Annotated in this window: 13 protein-coding genes; 3 read left to right on the top strand and 10 right to left on the bottom strand. The window is 74.0% G+C overall.

The annotated features are described in order from the left end of the window. Positions 1-22: 22 nt before the first annotated feature. Positions 23-1726 (bottom strand): TerD family protein, encoded by a 1704-nt coding sequence (locus ACFY15_RS02740; protein ID WP_390685248.1) that lies wholly within the window; start codon positions 1724-1726, stop codon positions 23-25. Between the two features lie 168 nt (positions 1727-1894). Beyond that, complete coding sequence (locus ACFY15_RS02745) at positions 1895-2434, bottom strand: M48 family metallopeptidase (RefSeq protein WP_390685247.1); 540 nt, start codon at positions 2432-2434, stop codon at positions 1895-1897. Between the two features lie 222 nt (positions 2435-2656). Here ACFY15_RS02745 and ACFY15_RS02750 point away from each other — a divergent pair, with 222 nt between their 5' ends. Further along, on the top strand, positions 2657-3766 hold the full coding sequence (locus ACFY15_RS02750) for a ThiF family adenylyltransferase (RefSeq protein ID WP_390685246.1): 1110 nt from the start codon (positions 2657-2659) through the stop codon (positions 3764-3766). A gap of 136 nt (positions 3767-3902) precedes the next feature. After that, positions 3903-5231: an ABC1 kinase family protein gene (locus tag ACFY15_RS02755; protein WP_390685245.1), complete on the top strand. Its 1329-nt coding sequence runs from the start codon at positions 3903-3905 to the stop codon at positions 5229-5231. Positions 5232-5276: 45 nt separating this feature from the next. Here ACFY15_RS02755 and ACFY15_RS02760 read toward each other — a convergent pair whose 3' ends face one another. From ACFY15_RS02760 to ACFY15_RS02780, 5 genes are all read right to left on the bottom strand, one after another. Beyond that, a complete protein-coding gene (locus tag ACFY15_RS02760) occupies positions 5277-5483 on the bottom strand; it encodes a hypothetical protein (RefSeq protein ID WP_042813622.1) in 207 nt (68 codons plus the stop codon). 179 nt (positions 5484-5662) lie between these two features. Further along, entirely contained in the window at positions 5663-5995 is a 333-nt protein-coding gene (locus ACFY15_RS02765) for a hypothetical protein (protein ID WP_390685244.1), read from the bottom strand. Continuing rightward, complete coding sequence (locus ACFY15_RS02770; protein WP_042813617.1) at positions 5992-6363, bottom strand: WhiB family transcriptional regulator; 372 nt, start codon at positions 6361-6363, stop codon at positions 5992-5994. The genes ACFY15_RS02765 and ACFY15_RS02770 overlap by 4 nt, the downstream gene beginning before the upstream one ends. A gap of 183 nt (positions 6364-6546) precedes the next feature. After that, positions 6547-6873, bottom strand: coding sequence for a hypothetical protein (locus ACFY15_RS02775; RefSeq protein WP_390685505.1), 327 nt, complete (start codon positions 6871-6873; stop codon positions 6547-6549). A gap of 179 nt (positions 6874-7052) precedes the next feature. Further along, on the bottom strand, positions 7053-9230 hold the full coding sequence (locus ACFY15_RS02780; RefSeq protein WP_390824905.1) for an ATP-dependent DNA helicase UvrD2: 2178 nt from the start codon (positions 9228-9230) through the stop codon (positions 7053-7055). Between the two features lie 173 nt (positions 9231-9403). On the opposite strand from ACFY15_RS02780, the gene ACFY15_RS02785 reads away from it, so the two are divergent. Beyond that, positions 9404-9664, top strand: a complete 261-nt coding sequence (locus ACFY15_RS02785; RefSeq protein ID WP_045949161.1) for a mycoredoxin — start codon at positions 9404-9406, stop codon at positions 9662-9664. A gap of 66 nt (positions 9665-9730) precedes the next feature. Here ACFY15_RS02785 and nudC read toward each other — a convergent pair whose 3' ends face one another. From nudC to ACFY15_RS02800, 3 genes are read right to left on the bottom strand one after another with little or no spacing between them, the layout of a single operon-like run. Beyond that, positions 9731-10672 (bottom strand): NAD(+) diphosphatase, encoded by a 942-nt coding sequence (gene nudC, locus ACFY15_RS02790; RefSeq protein WP_390685242.1) that lies wholly within the window; start codon positions 10670-10672, stop codon positions 9731-9733. Between the two features lie 50 nt (positions 10673-10722). After that, positions 10723-12153, bottom strand: coding sequence for a dipeptidase (locus ACFY15_RS02795; RefSeq protein WP_390685241.1), 1431 nt, complete (start codon positions 12151-12153; stop codon positions 10723-10725). Between the two features lie 10 nt (positions 12154-12163). Next, complete coding sequence (locus ACFY15_RS02800) at positions 12164-15799, bottom strand: UvrD-helicase domain-containing protein (protein WP_390685240.1); 3636 nt, start codon at positions 15797-15799, stop codon at positions 12164-12166. Positions 15800-15815 lie beyond the last annotated feature (16 nt).

A 15815-nucleotide genomic window follows, 5' to 3' on the forward strand; every position in this document is an offset into this window, starting at 1 on the left:
ATGGCGTTCATGTCGGGCTCCCTCAGACCTCGTACGGCTGGACGACGATGAAGTTGCCGGGGGCGCCGCGGAACTGGAGGTTCACGGTCTCCCCGCTGTGGCCGGGGTAGGCGTTGCGGCGCAGCCGGACCTGGCTGGAAACGATCACCTGGGAGGCCGCCGACCAGGCCACGATGGCATTGCTGTCGGCGAAGGTGGTCGGGGTGACGGGCAGGACGACGGGGGTGCCGTGCGTCTTGACGATCACGGTGCCGGTGCCCTGGAAGAGCATCGTGAACAGGGCTCCGCCGGGGATGCCGTGGCCCTCGATGCGGCGTACCTCGTGCTGGAGGGACTCGTCGAAGGCGAGGACGCTCTCGGACGAGACGCAGATGCCGTCGCCCTGGAGCTCGATGGCGTGCAGGTGGGCGCCGTTCTCCGCGAGGAAGAGCTGGCCGCGGCCGGTGCAGCGCATCAGCTGCATCTCCTGGCCGGTGGCGTTGCCCACGATGCGGCCGGCGAAGCCCGCGCCCTTGTAGCTGAAGTCGACCTTGCCCTGGTAGAGGACCATGCTGCCCTGGCGAGCGAGGACGGGCTGGCCGCCGCCCGCCGCGAGGTCGACCCGCATGAGCTGGTGGTTCTGCGCGGTCCAGCGGGCGCCCGTGGGGGCCTCCTTGTACAGCTGGAGCGCGGCGGCGAGGCCTGGTCCGGCCTGCGGGGCGGCCGGGTGGCCGTAGGGGGCCGGGGGCTGCTGGCCGTAGGGGGCCTGCTGGCCGTACGGGGGCTGGCCGGGCTGGGGGTAGCCCTGCTGCTGGGGCGGGACCTGGCCGCCGTAGGAGGGCTGCGGCGGCTGGCCGTAGGGGGCGGGGGCCGGTCCCGGGGGCGGGACCTGGGCGCCGTACCCGTGCTGCTGCGGCTGGCGGCCGCCGTACGAGGGCGGGCCGGGCTGCTGCGGCGGGTGGGGCGGCTGGCCGTAGGGAGCCGCGGGGGCGTGCGGGGTCAGCGGGCCGACCATGGTCGGGGCCGAGTGCACGGGCGCCGTGGGCTGCTGCTGGGCCGGGGTGTACGGCGCGGGGGGCGGCGGCTGCTGCTGGTGGACCGGGGCGCCGTAGGACGGGGTGGGGGCCGGGGCCGGCGCGGCCGCCTGGGCCGGCGGGGCGAAGCCCGGAGCGGCGCCCTGCGGCTGGGCCGGGGCCTGCTGCTGCGGCTGCTCGTCCTCCTCGGCGACCTCGCCGCCGAAGTTCTCCAGGAGCGCGGCGAGCCCGCCGTCGAAGCCCTGGCCGACGGCGGCGAAGCGCCACACGTCCTTGCGGTAGAAGTCGCCGATCATCAGGGCCCGTTCGGTGCTGAACTCCGAGCCGGTGAAGGAGTACCGGACGACTTCCTCGCCGCCGGCCACGATCCGGATGTAGCCGGGGCCGATCTGCGACATCTGTCCGTCGCCGTCGAGGGTGGCGGTGAAGGAGAGCTTGTGGATGGACGCGGGCACGTGGTCGAGGGTCACCCGGAACGACTCGGTGTCCCCGGCCTGCGCGCCGAGCTGCTGGATGGACTCCTCGGGCGACTTCGGCTGGTTGTAGAAGACGAAGTAGCGGTCGTCCGACAGGCGCTCGTCGGCGTCGAGGCCGAAGCAGCTGATGTCGAAGGTGAGTCCGGGCCCGGCGATCTGGACGCCCACGTACAGATCGGTGCCCGCCGTCAGGTCACTGATCCTGGCCTTGTGGCCGCGTTGGAATTCCCTGGCCATACGTCCGACCGTCCCCCGTCCCGAGTGTGAGTGTGCGGCTGCTCGCCTGCCTGATCGTGTGCCGCCGGATGTCGTACCCGCGGTTGTGTGCCGCTCAGGCTAACGGCTCCGGACGACATCCGGGCAAGCCGGTACCAACCCGGTACACATCGCGTCCCGTCCGGGACGTCATTCCTCCCGGGCGGCCGGAATCCGGGGGAGCCGCTCGGCCGCGACCACTCCCTCCAGGAAGCCGCGGGCCCGCTCCGTCCTCGAGTACGCCTCCAGCAGCTCCCAGAAGCGGGGGCCGTGCCCCGGGACGAGGAGGTGCGCCAGCTCGTGCAGCAGCACGTAGTCGACGACGTACTCCGGCATCCCCTGGAGCCGGTGGGAGAGCCGGATGCTGCCTTCGGCGGGGGTGCAGGAACCCCAGCGCGTGTTCTGGTTGGTGACCCAGCGGACCGAACGGGGGCGGGCCCGGCCGCCGAGGTACTGCTCGGACAAACGCCCGGCGCGCTCGGTGAGTTCCGTGTCGCCGAGGGTGCGCCTGCTCTCCTGGGCGGCGAGCTTGTCCAGCATGACGCCCACCCAGCGCCGCTCCTCCGCCTCGGACATGCGGGCGGGGATCAGGACGACCGTCCGGTCGCCCTCGCGGTAGGCGGACACGGTCCTGCGGCGGCGGGCGCTCCGGCGTACTTCGACGGCGCGCCGGGAGGGGTCGGCGGACACGCCTCGACGGTACCCGGTCGCCGCGGCGGGCGTCCCGTACGTCCGCGGTTCGAACAGGATCGCCCCGAGGGTGCCCTCTCACACACCCCCTCGCATTCATCTCATATGACCGATAACCCCCGCCTGTGGACAAAATTCCGCGCCCGCCGCGGCCAGCGGGCATCGTGACGGAGGAACACCGGGAAACGGCGGCGGACGGTACGGGGACAGGAGGAGGCGGCGATGTATCCGAAGGTGAAGCCGGCGCTGGCGCGGGCGTGGCGGGACCTGCAGACGGTCCAGTTCGGGGTGACCCCGGCGCATGCGGTGGTGCTCGGCCCGGTGGACACGGCCACCGGCTCGCTCATCGACCGGATCGACGGGACCCGCGGCATGGAGCTGCTGCGTGCGGAGGCCCGGGGGATGGGGCTGCCGGAGGGTCTGGCGGACGGGCTGGTCCGCCGGCTCGCGGGGGCCGGACTGATCGACGACGCCACGGCGGGAGGGGCGCGGGCGCAGGCCGTGCGGAGCCGGCCCGAGGTACTGGAGCGGCTGGGGCCCGATCTGGGCTCGCTCTCCCTGGTGCACCCGGAGCCCGGGGGCGACCTGCGCGGGGTCGCGGCCCGCCGGGCGATACGGGTCCGGGTGCGCGGGAGCGGCCGGGTGGGGGCGCTGATCGCCGCCGTGCTGGCGGGGGCCGGGGTGGGCCGGGTCGAGGTGCTCGACGGGGGGCGGGTGGAGGCGGCCGATGTGGCTCCGGGCGGGCTGGGCCCGGGGAGCGTGGGCCGGCTGCGGGCCGAGGCCGCCCGAGCGCTCGTCCGGGACGCGGCTCCGGGGCGGGCTCCGCGCGAGGGCGAGGCCGGGGGGCCCGGGCCGGAGGTCGCGCTGGTGGTGGTCGCGCCGCGGGACGGTCTGCGGGCGTGGGCGCCCGATCCGGCCACGGCCGCCGACTGGGTGGCGACGGGCCTCCCCCACCTGTACGCGGGGGTGCTGGAGGGGACGGGGCTGGTCGGTCCGCTGGTACTGCCCGGGGTGACGGCATGCGCCGGGTGCATGGAGCGCGAGCGCGTCGACCGGGATCCGGCCTGGCCGCGGATGCTGGTCCAGTGGCGGTCGGCGCACCGGCGCCGGGAGCGGGCCGCCTGCGATCTCGGGCTGTCCACGGCGGTGGCCGGCCTGGCCGCGGCCCACGCCCTGGCCTTCCTCGACGGCCGGCTGCCGGCTTCCACCGGCTCCCGCTGGGAGACCGCCCTGCCCGCCCTGCACTGGGAGCGCTCGGGGCTGGACCCCCACCCGGACTGCCCGTGCGCGGCGGCGGTGCCGGCGGCGGAGCCCGGGGCGGTGCGGTCGTGAGCGGCCTGACTCCCGCCGGAACCCCGGAAGGAGCCCCGGTCCGGCGGGTGGGACGGCCATGGCAGGATGCGTCGGGGGCCGAGGGGCGCCCCGAACCGCCGCTCGCGGCACAGCAGTCTGGGAACTGGAGGGGCGTATGTCTGATCTTCCCCGGAAGGCGGTCACCCGCACGGTCAAGCTGGCCGCACTGCCGCTCGGCATCGCGGGCCGGGCCACCTGGGGGCTGGGCAAGCGGATCGGCGGGAAGTCCGCCGAGATCGTGGCCCGGGAGCTCCAGCAGCGCACCGCCGAACAGCTGTTCCGTACGCTCGGCGAGCTCAAGGGGGGTGCCATGAAGTTCGGGCAGGCCCTCTCGGTGTTCGAGTCGGCGCTGCCCGAGGAGGTCGTCGGGCCCTACCGGGCGGCGCTGACCAAGCTTCAGGAGGCGGCCCCTCCGCTGCCGGCCGCGCGGGTGCACCAGGTGCTGGCGGAGCGGCTCGGCGAGGACTGGCGGGAGCTGTTCGAGGAGTTCGAGGACAAGCCGGCCGCGGCCGCCTCGATCGGGCAGGTGCACCGGGCGGTGTGGCACGACGGGCGGCAGGTGGCGGTCAAGGTCCAGTACCCGGGGGCCGGGGAGGCCCTGCTGTCGGACCTCAAGCAGCTGGGCCGGTTCGCCGGGCTGCTGGGCCCGCTCATCCCGGGCATGGACGTCAAGCCGCTGATCACCGAGCTGCGCGACCGGGTCGCGGAGGAGCTGGACTACGAGCTGGAGGCCGAGGCCCAGCGCACCCATGCGGACGCCTTCGACGGGGACGACGACGTGGTCGTCCCGGACGTGGTGCACCAGGGCGACCAGGTGCTGGTGACCGAGTGGCTGGAGGGCACCCCGCTGTCGGAGGTCATCGCCGACGGCACGCAGGAGGAGCGCGACCGGGCCGGCCAGTTGCTGACCCGCTTCCTCTTCTCCGGTCCCGCGCGCACCGGGCTGCTGCACGCCGATCCGCACCCGGGGAACTTCCGGCTCATATCCGGGGCGGACGGCCGGATGCGGCTGGGCGTGCTGGACTTCGGCACGGTGGACCGGCTGCCGGGCGGCTGGCCCAAGCCGATCGGCCGGTCTCTGCGGATGACCCTGGAGGGAGACGCCGAGGGGGTCTACGGGCACCTGTGCGCCGAGGGGTTCGTGAAGGAGTCCATCGAACTCGACCCGGACGCCGTGCTCGACTACCTCAAGCCGATCATCGAGCCCGCCGAGGCCGACGAGTTCACCTTCACCCGGTCGTGGCTGCGCGGGCAGGCGGCGCGGATCGCCGATCCCCGCTCCCCCGCCCACCAGTTGGGGCGGCAGATCAACCTGCCCCCGTCCTATCTGCTGATCCACCGGGTGACGCTCAGCACCATCGGGGTGCTGAGCCAGCTCGGTGCGACGGTGCGGCTGCGGGACGAACTCGACGCCTGGCTGCCCGGGTTCACTCCCGAGGACTGAGCGCCCGTCCGGGCGGTGGGGCGGGGACGGCCGGCTGAGCGGGCGTCACCACCAGGAGGAGTCGAGCCGGCCCTCGATCGCCCGGAGGTTGGCCCGCGCGCAGTCGACGCAGAAGTACTGTCTGGTCCCGTTCTCCACGGAGCAGGTCCAGGTGGGCGGGGCACCGTTCGGGGAGCGGGCGCCGCAGCGCGCGCAGACGACGGGCTGGTCCTCGGGTCCCCGCTGGGCGGGGTGGGGATTCGGCTGGTCCACCACCAGACGATATCCCCGGCGGGCCGCGCCGGGCCCCGCAACGCACCGGAGGGACCGGTCCGTTCGGACCGGTCCCTCCGGGGAGTGCCGCCGCAGTCGGCCGGGTTCGGCCGGCTGCGGCGGTGCTCAAGCGGCCTTCATGCCGTCCTCGAGCCGGTTTCCGGCCCGGTGCGGGACGGTCAGTGCATGACGGCCATGGCGAGCGCACGCCGGGCGCGCAGGGAAACGCGCTCGGCCTTGCGCTGCATGCGCCGGGCGGCGACCAGGCGCACGGCGTGACGCTGGGCGTCCACCTCGCGCAGCCGGTCGTCCATATGCGCACGGGCCAGGGCTTCTGGGATGAGTTGCATTTCGCGGGTCCTGTTCTGACGCGAGGTGATCGCGCCGGTGGTGATGAAGTCTGCGGTGGCGGAGCCGTTCGGCTGCTCGCTGGTGGTGGCGTAGGGGGACATGGGGGCCTGCTTCAAGGGGTCGTGCGTCAGAGGGCGGTCGATGGTTCCGATGGCGGTCATGCCGCAGCAACCGGGTTCTTGCGCGGGCGGCCGCGGGGCCGCTTGCGGGCCACGACCACGCCCTGGACGAAGAGCTCTCCGCCCCAGACGCCCCAGGGCTCGCGGCGCTCCTTCGCGCCGGCGAGGCAGGCCTCGACCAGCGGGCAGGTGCCGCAGAGGGACTTGGCGTACTCGACGTCCGCCGGGGACTCGGCGAAGAAGACCTCGGGGTCGAAGGTGCGGCAGGGTACCGGGACGCCGAGGTTCTCGATGGCGTCGTCGAGCGCGGTGAGCGCGGTGAGGGGGGTCAAGGCGGGGTCCTCCGGGACTGCGGGCGGGGAGATCGTTCGGGTCTGGGTCACGGACGGGGCGTGCGCTTCGAGTTGCACGGTTGTCTCTTCCTCGTCTTGTTCGGCTAGTCGTTCCGGCCGGTCGGCCGGGTGGCGGCTGCTACCTGGTCCTGCCAGTCCCGAGGCCCCTTCGCTCCGTCATCCCCGGTCGGGGACAAACAGAAGGGCCGCGGATCCCGGGTGGGGTTCCGCGGCCCTGAAGGCGCCGGCCTGATCATGCGATCAGGCTGGATCACTCCAGGGTTCGAGCCCACGGAAGGCCCACATCAGGTGGTGCTGCTGCTTCGTCGTCTTCGTCTGCTGCGTCTTGGATCCGGCATTGGCGGCACCGGCTGCGGCCGCGAAGCCATAGGCGCCATGCGCCTGCGGGGCTTCCGCTACTGCCACCAGTGCCTTGGTCGGTCGCTCGTTGCGCTCGCTGACCGGAAGGGTCGCCAGCAGGGCGGGCTTGTCGGCGCAAATCGCGGACAGACCGGTGCCCCGGAGGGAGACGGAACCGAGCAGGCAGGAAGCGGCGACCGAGCGATCGGTCATTTTGGTGAAGGTCATGAAGCTGGTCACTGATCTCGCCTCCTCTCGGCGTCTCGGGGACCCGGCCCGAGGGCCTGTCCCATGCGTATTCGGATAAGTACAGCACGGATCCGGGGCTTCGGAGAAGCCACCGTTTCCGTTGCTAAGAACCTATGGGGATCCGTGCGGCATGTGCAAACTATTTTTCCGACGAGTTTCTACGCGTCGTCAGGTTCCTCGCCCGCAGGCTCCTGGCCTGCGCAGATCGCCAGGACGTCGGCCCCGTACCGGTCGAGCTTGCGGCCGCCGACTCCAGAGATCATCGAGAGCTCGCCCGGCTCGGAGGGCGCGGCCTCCGCGATGGCCATCAGCGTCTTGTCCGTGAAGACGCAGTACGCGGGCAGCCCCTGGAGCTTCGACTGGCCGGCCCGCCACTCGCGCAGCCGCTCGTAGAGACCCTCGTCCATGTCGGACGGGCAGTCCCCGCAGCGCATCAGTTTCATGTCCCCGGCCTCGGTCAGGGTCCTGCCGCAGACCCGGCACAGCGCCGGCCCCCGGCTGCCGCGCCTGCGGGCCCCGCGTTCGGCCGGGACTCCCGTCCGAGCCGCGGGGGCCACCGAGCCCGGCCGCAGTCCGTTCAGGAAGCGGCTGGGGCGACGGGAGGCCCGGCCCCCCGGAGCCCGCGAGAGCGCCCAGGAGAGCGTCAGGTGCAGCCGCGCACGGGTGACCCCGACGTACAGCAGCCGGCGCTCCTCCTCGACCTGCTCGTCGGTCTTGGCGTAGGTGATCGGCACCATGCCGTCGGTGAGGCCGACGAGGAAGACGGCGTCCCACTCCAGGCCTTTCGCGGCGTGCAGTGAGGCGAGGGTGACGCCCTGGACGGTCGGGGCGTGCTGGGCGGCCCTGCGCTCGTCCAGCTCGACGGTGAGCTCGGCCAGGCCGGCGCCGGGCCGGCTGCGGGCGAAGTCCTCGGCGAGGCGGACCAGCGCGGCCAGCGACTCCCACTGGTCGCGCACGGCACCCGAGCCGGCGGGCGGCTCGGCGGTCCAGCCCGTGGAGCTGAGCACGGCCCGGACCTGGGAGCCGAGCTCCACGATGTCGTCGAGCAGCGGGTCGTTGCCGGCGGAGCGGGCGGCTCCGCGCAGGGCGAGGACCGCCTTCTGGACCTCGGCCCGCTCGAAGAAGCGCTCGGCGCCGCGCAGCTGGTAGGGAACCCCGGCGTCGGCGAGGGCCTGCTCGTAGACCTCGGACTGGGCGTTGATGCGGTAGAGCACGGCGATCTCGCCGGCCGGGACCCCGGCGGCGATCAGGTCGCGGACCCGGCGGGCGACGCCCTCGGCCTCGGCGGGCTCGTCGGGGTACTCGGCGTAGACCGGGTCGGGGCCGGGCTCGCGCTGGGAGAGCAGCTCCAGCCGGTGCTCGGCGGCCCGCCCCCGGGCCTGGGCCAGCAGGCCGTTGGCGAGGTGGACCACCTGGGGGGTGGAGCGGTAGTCGCGGACCAGCTTGACGACGGTGGCGCGGGGGTAGCGGCTGCGGAAGTCGAGCAGGTGGTCGGGGGTGGCGCCGGTGAAGGAGTAGATGGTCTGGCTGGCGTCGCCGACGACGCAGAGGCTGTCGCGCTCGCCGAGCCACAGTTCCAGGAGCCGCTGCTGGAGCGGGCTGACGTCCTGGTACTCGTCCACCACGAAGTGCTGGTACTGGGCGCGGATCTGCTCGGCGATGTCGTGCCGGTCCTGGAGGATGCCGACGGTGAGGAGCAGCACGTCCTCGAAGTCGATCATCCCGCGGTCGCGCTTGAGCTGCTCGTAGGTGCTGTAGATCTGGGCGATCTCGGCCGCGTCCCGGGGGGCCTCGCGGCCCGCCTTGAGGGCGGCGGCCGGGTAGTCGGCGGGGACGGTCTGGGTGACCTTGGCCCACTCGATCTCGCTGGTGACGTCGCGCAGCTCGCCCCGGTCGAGACGGACGCGGCAGCGCGCGCCGGCCTCGGCCACGAACTGGATCTTGCGCTCGAGGAGCCGGGGAAGGTCGCCGCCGACGGCCTTGGGCCAGAAGTACTGGAGCTGGCGCAGGGCGGCGGAGTGGAAGGTCCGGGCCTGGACCCCGCCGGCGCCGAGGGCGCGCAGCCGACCGCGCATCTCCCCGGCGGCGCGGTTGGTGAAGGTGACGGCGAGCACGCTGGCCGGCATGAGCTGCCCGGAGCGGACCCCGTACGCGATCCGGTGGGTGATCGCGCGGGTCTTGCCGGTACCGGCTCCGGCCAGCACGCACACCGGGCCGCGCAGGGTCGTGGCGACCTCGCGCTGCTCCGGGTCGAGGCCCAGGAGCACGGCGTCGGCGTCGGCCGCGTCGGTACCCGGGCCGGCCGGGAACGATGAGGAGTGCGTTGCTGCTGTCACCCCAACATGCTGCCAGGTCGGGTGGGGCGGCCGGGAAATCCGTCCACAGGACCGGGCAGGTTGTCGGATGGGTCATACCGGGCGGCGGCCGGGAATGGCCGGGGGGCGGCGTACGTTCGAGTACTCGGACCGGGCGGGGCTCCGGTACCCCCAGACCTCACAGAGGAGCGAGCATGCAGGACACGGGCACGGTCACGATGTACAGCACCACCTGGTGCGGCTACTGCCGTCGGCTGAAGACGCAGCTGGACCGCGAGGGCATCGCGTACAACGAGATCAACATCGAGCTCGACCCCGAGTCCGCCAAGTTCGTGGAGCAGGCCAACGGCGGGAACCAGACCGTCCCGACCGTGCTCGTGAAGTCCTCCGCCGGCAACGAGTCCGTGATGACGAACCCGAGCCTCGCCCAGGTCAAGCAGGCCCTGGCGGTCTGACGGCCGCCCGGCCCGCGGCAGCGGAAGGCCCCCGCCGAGGCGGGGGCCTTCCGCGTGTGAGGGACGTTACGGCGCGGGCTTGGGCAGCGGCCGGCCGTACCAGAGCTCGACGAGCCGGGCCGCGATCGAGATCCCCGAGGGCGGGAGGACCGCCCCGGACTCGAACGCCTCGCACAGTTCCTCGCGCGAGAACCAGCGGGCCTCCTGGATCTCCTCGCCGTCGACCGTGATCTCGGAGCTGACGGCGCGGGCGTTGAAGCCCAGCATCAGGCTGTACGGGAAGGGCCAGGGCTGGCTGGCGACGTACTCGACCTCGCCGATCCGCACGCCCGCCTCCTCCCACACCTCACGGACGACGGCCTGCTCGATCGACTCTCCGGGCTCCACGAACCCGGCCAGCGTGGAGAAGCGGCCCTCGGGCCAGTGCACCTGGCGGCCCAGCAGGGCGCGGTCCTGCTCGTCGGTGACCAGCATGATCACCGCCGGGTCGGTGCGCGGGTAGTGCTCGGCGCCGCAGCCGGGGCAGCGGCGGATGTGCCCGGCCGCCGCGACCACCGTGCGCTCGCCGCAGCGGGAGCAGAAGCGGTGCATGCGCTGCCAGTTCTCCAGCGCGACCGCGTGCACCATCAGACCGGCGTCGCGTGGGGACAGCAGCAGGCCGGCCTCGCGGAGCCCGGCGGGGCGGGCCGACTGGTCCATGCGGCCCGGCAGCGAGTCCTTCTGCAGGGCGAAGTACCGTACGCCGTCCTCGTCGGTGCCCAGGAAGTACCGGTGGGTCTCGGTGGCCGGGGCCTCGAAGGCCGCGGTCATCACGATGCCGGTGCCGCCGTCGGGGGTGTCGTCGATCAGCACCTGGCCGCCGGAGACGACGAAGACGCGCGTCGTCGGGTGGCTCCAGGCGGCGGCGAGCCAGGCCTCGTCGAGGCGGTGGTGCGCGGCGCGGTCTATGTCGCTGGGCGCGGTGAGAGACAGTGGGCGCTCGGTGTGCGTGCTCACGGGTACTTCCAACTCCCCCGGTGGATGGGACAAGGCAGGCGTACGGACGCGGGTGCGTGCGGTCAGGCGGTGGTGGCGGCCGCCGCGACGGGCGCGGGCGGGGCCCAGTTCTCGGCGAGGTCGCCCCACAGGTGGGCGGCGGTCTCGACGCCCTTGAGGAGCAGGTCCAGCTCGACCTTCTCGTTCGGGGAGTGCCAGCCGTCGGAGGGGACGGAGATCCCGAGGAAGAGGACGGGGGCGTCCAGGACGTCCTGGAGGTCGGCCGCCGGTCCCGAGCCGCCCTCGCGGGTGAAGCGGACCTGCTGCCCGAAGGCGCGGCCCATGGCGCGCACGACGGACTGGAGCGCGGGGTGGTCCAGCGGGGTGAGGCAGGGGCGGGTGGGCGCGCCGAAGGTGATCGAGTGCCGGATGCCGGCGGGGACGCGGGCCGCGACCCATTCCCGTACGGCGGCCTCGACCTCGTACGGGTCCTGCCCCGAGACCAGACGGAACGAGAGCTTCAGGTGGGCGGAGGCGGGGACGATGGTCTTGCCGCCGGGGCCCTGGTAGCCGCCGCCGATGCCGTTGACCTCGGCGGTCGGGCGGGCCCAGACACGCTCCAGGGTGGAGTAGCCGGCCTCGCCGGAGGCGGCGTGGGACTTGGCCGTGCGCAGCCACTCGGCCTCGTCGAAGGGCAGCTCGGAGATCAGCCGGCGCTCGGCGTCGGTGAGCTCGGTGATGCCGTCGTAGAAGCCGGGGATCGTGACCCGCTCGTCCTCGTCGTGCAGGGCCGCGACGAGGCGGGCGGCGACGGTGGCCGGGTTGGGCACGGCTCCGCCGAAGGCGCCCGAGTGGATGTCCTGGTCGGGGCCGTGGAGGTCGATCTCGCAGTCGGCGACGCCGCGCATGCCGGTGCAGACGGTGGGCGTGGTCTCGGACCACATGCCGGTGTCGGAGACGATCACGACGTCGGCGGCGAGCTCGGCGGCGCGGTCCTCGACGAGCGCGCGGAAGTTCGGGGAGCCGGACTCCTCCTCGCCCTCGATGAGGAGCTTGAGGTGTACGGCGGGGGCCCCGGCGCCGGTGGCGGCGAGATGGGCGCGCACGCCGAGGGTGTGGAAGAGGACCTGTCCCTTGTCGTCGGCCGCGCCGCGCCCGTACATCCGGCCGTCCTTGACGACGGGCTCGAAGGGCTCGGTGTGCCAGCCGTCGGCGAGGGCGGCGGGCTGGACGTCGTGGTGGCCGTAGACGAGGACGGTGGGGGCGGCCGGGTCGGCGGCCGGCCAGTGGGCGAAGACGGCGGGGGCGCCGGCCGTCTCCCGGACTTCGGCGACCGGGAAGCCGGTCTCCTTCAGCTTCGCGGCGAGCCATTCGGCGCTGCGGCGTACGTCGCCCGCGTGCTCGGGCTGCGCCGACACGGACGGGATGCGCAGCCACTCGGCGAGGTCGTCGAGGAAGGCCGTGCGGTGCGTGTCGATGTACGTGCGGACGACGTTGTCCGGGGTTTCGCTCATGGCCACGAGCCTAGCCGTCCACCTGGTGGGCACTGTCAGTGCCCGATTCTCCTTGGAGGATCCGCTCAAGACGCTCCCGTCCGGGGAGGTCGCGGGGGCGGACGACGCGGCCGCTGCGGACGTGGAGGAAGGCGGCGGCGACCCGGTCGAGGGGGGTGCCGGTGGCTTCCGCCCAGGCGAGGCGGTAGACCGCGAGCTGGAGGGGGTCGGCCTGCGTGGTGCGGCCGGTCTTCCAGTCGACGACCTCGTACGAGCCGTCGGGGTTGCGGTAGACGGCGTCGATCCGGCCGCGGATCACCCGGCCGGCAAGCGTGAGCTGGACGGGGGCCTCCATCCGGTACGGGGTGCGCTCGGCGTACTCGCTGCGCTCGAAGGCGGCCTTGAGGGCCTCGAGGTCGGCGGCGTCGGCGATCTCCTGGTCGGTGCCGGGCAGGTCGGTGGCGGGGTCGAGGACGTCGAGGTGGGGCAGGGGCAGCGCGTCGAAGCGGGACTCGACCCAGGCGTGGAAGCGGGTGCCCTGGCGGGCCGCGGGCTGCGGGGGCTTGGGCATGGGGCGGGCGAGGTCGCGGACGAAAGCCTGCTCGTCGGCGGCGAGGCGCAGGAGCTGGCTGGCGGAGAGGGCGGCGGGCAGCTCCACGTCGCGCACGGCGGCGCGGGCGCGCAGCAGCTCGCCCTCCAGGGCGTCGAGGTCCCGGTCCCAGGAGGCGATGGTCCGGGCCTCTTCGGGGGTGAGGGGGGCGCCTGCGGGGAGCTGGGGTACGTGCGGCTGCGGCCGCGGCGCGGCGCCCTCGGGTCCGGCGGCGTACGGGTACGGCTGCGCCGCCTGCTGCGGCCGGGCGGGGCCCGTGCCCTCGGGCCCCGGCCCGGCTACGGGCAGCACGGCCTCGCCGGCCCAGAGGTCGTCGGCCGGACCGCCTCGGGACGCACCTGGGCCGGCCTCGGCCGGGACCGTTCCCGGGACCGCGGGCACGGCTTCGCCCGCCCACAGGTCGTCGGGGGCTTCGGGTTCCTCCGGTGGGGGTTCGCCCTCGTAGGAGTCGTAGGAGTCGTAGGACGGGTCCTCGCAGTCGGGGGGCCAGAGGTAGGGGGGTTCCGCAGGGGGTGGTGCCGGGGTGGTCAGGTGGGATTCGACCAGGGCGGCGGCCCGGCGGCGCAGGGCGAGGGAGTCCGGGTCCAGCGGGAGGGGCCAGGAGTGGTCCGGGGCGCCGTCCTCGGCCAGGGCCGGGTTCTCGGCGTCGGGGGCGGGGGCGTCCGCCCAGGCCTCGATCTCGCCGTGGCCCCGGGCGCAGTGGTCGTGGAGGGCCTGGAGGAAGGCCGACGGGCCCCGGCGGCGCTTCTGGGTGGGGCCCCACCAGTGGCCCGAGGCCAGCAGGAGGGAGCGGGGGCGGGTGAAGGTGACGTAGCCGAGGCGGAGTTCTTCCGTCTCCTTGTGGGACTTCAGCGCCGCCTTGAAGGACTTCAGGCCCGCCGAGGTCCACGCCGGGTCGGCCGGGAGGGTGTCGGCGTCGCCGCGCAGGGCGTACGGGAGCACCTTCGGGTACGCCGTCCACGCCTCCGGGGCCTTCTCCTTCGGGAAGGAGCCGGCGCACAGGTCGGGAACGACCACCACGTCCCACTCCAGGCCCTTGGACTTGTGGGCCGTGAGGACCTTCACCGTGTTCTCGCCGCCCGGCAGGGCGTGGTCCAGGCCCTTCTCGTACTGGGCGGCCGTGCGCAGGAAGCCCAGGAAGGCCAGCAGGGTGGCCTCGCCGTCCAGCGCCGCGAAGCCGGCCGCGACGTCCAGGAAGTTCGAGAGGGTCTCGCGCCGGCGGGCCGCCAGGGCGTGCGGGGAGGCCTCGAGTTCCACGTCCAGGCCCGTGGTGGCCAGGACCCGGTGCAGGACGTCCATGAGCGGGTCGGAGAGGGAGCGGCGCAGGTCGCGGAGTTCCTGCGCGAGGTGCGCGAAGCGGACCCGGGCGGCCGCGGAGAAGGGGAGGTCCTGGGCGGCCGAGCCGTCCAGGAAGGTCTCCAGGGCGTCGGCGAGGGAGACGACCTCGGCCGGGTCGACGCCCTCGACCGCCGCCGCCAGGCGGCCGTCGGGGCCGGCGGAGGCGCCGGGGCGGGCGACCAGCTGACGGGCCAGGCGGCCGAGCAGCGCCAGGTCGCGGGCGCCGATCCGCCAGCGCGGGCCGATGAGGAGGCGGACCAGGGCGGCGTTGGCGCCGGGGTCCTGGAGCACCTCGCAGACCGAGACCAGGTCCGCCACCTCGGGCAGGTGCAGGAGGCCGGACAGGCCGACGACCTCCACCGGGACGTCCCGGGCGACCAGCACCGCCTGGATGCGGGCGAAGTCGGCGGCCGAGCGGCACAGAACGGCGATCTCGCCCGGTTCCGTGCCCGTCCGCACCAGGTGCGCGACGGAGTCGCCGACCCACTCCAGCTCCTCGGCGTGGGTGGGCAGCAGCGCGCAGCGGACCAGGCCGTCGTGTTCGGCGCCCGGGGCGGGGCGCAGCGCCTCGACGCCCTCGTGCATGGCGCGCAGCGGGGCGGCGAGCCCGTTGGCGAGGTCCAGCAGACGGCCGCCGCTGCGGCGGTTCTCGCTGAGCGAGAGCCGGGTCGCTGGGCTGCCGTCGGCGTGCGGGAAGTGCTCGGGGAAGTCGTCGAGGTTGGCGACGGACGCGCCGCGCCACCCGTAGATGGCCTGGCAGGGGTCGCCGACGGCGGTGACGGCGTGTCCCGTGCCCCCGCCGAAGAGGCCGGACAGCAGCAGCCGCTGGGCGACGGAGGTGTCCTGGTACTCGTCGAGGAGGACGACGCGGAACTCGTCGCGCAGCAGGGAGCCGACCTCGGGGCGGGTGGTGGCGAGCCGCGCGGAGAGGGCTATCTGGTCGCCGAAGTCGAACAGGTCGCGGGAGCGCTTGGCCTCGCGGTAGCGGACGACGAGCTCCAGCAGCTCCAGGCGGCCGCGGACGGCCGCGGGGGCCTTGCGCAGGTCCTCGTTGGTGAGCCGGGTGTCCGCGAGGACGCCGAGGAGGTCCGTGTCGTACGCGCGCAGCTCCGCCGGCTCGACCAGGTGCTCGGAGAGCTCCGCGTCGAGCGCGAGGAGGTCGCCGACCAGGTCGGGGAGCGACTTGGTGAGGGCGGGGTAGGGGCCGGGGGCCTCGCGGAGCACCTTGGCGGCGAGCTGGAAGCGGGTGGCGTCGGCGAGGAGGCGGGCGCTGGGTTCCAGGCCGATGCGCAGGCCGTGGTCCTTGAGGAGCTGGCCGGCGAAGGCGTGGTAGGTGGAGATCCGGGGCTCGCCGCCGGCCGCGTCGGGGCCGGCCGGGGCGGGGGTCTCCCCGGCGAAGCCGGGGGGAGGGTCGGGGTCGGTGATGCCGGCCCGTGCAAGGGCTTTGCGTACGCGTTCGGCGAGTTCGCCGGCGGCCTTGTTGGTGAAGGTGAGGCCGAGGACCTGTTCGGGGGCGACGGCGCCGGTGCCGACGAGCCAGACGACGCGGGCGGCCATGACCGTGGTCTTGCCGGAGCCGGCTCCGGCGACGATGACCTGGGGGGCGGGCGGGGCGGTGACGCAGGCCAGCTGTTCGGGCGTGAAGGGGATCCCGAGGAGCTCCTTGAGCTGCTCGGGATCGTCGAGGACGGGGGCGCGCCCGGAGTCGTACGCGGTCACCTCAAAAGGCTAGCCG

This window comes from Streptomyces sp. NPDC001373, from assembly GCF_042895815.1.
GTDB lineage: Bacteria > Actinomycetota > Actinomycetes > Streptomycetales > Streptomycetaceae > Streptomyces.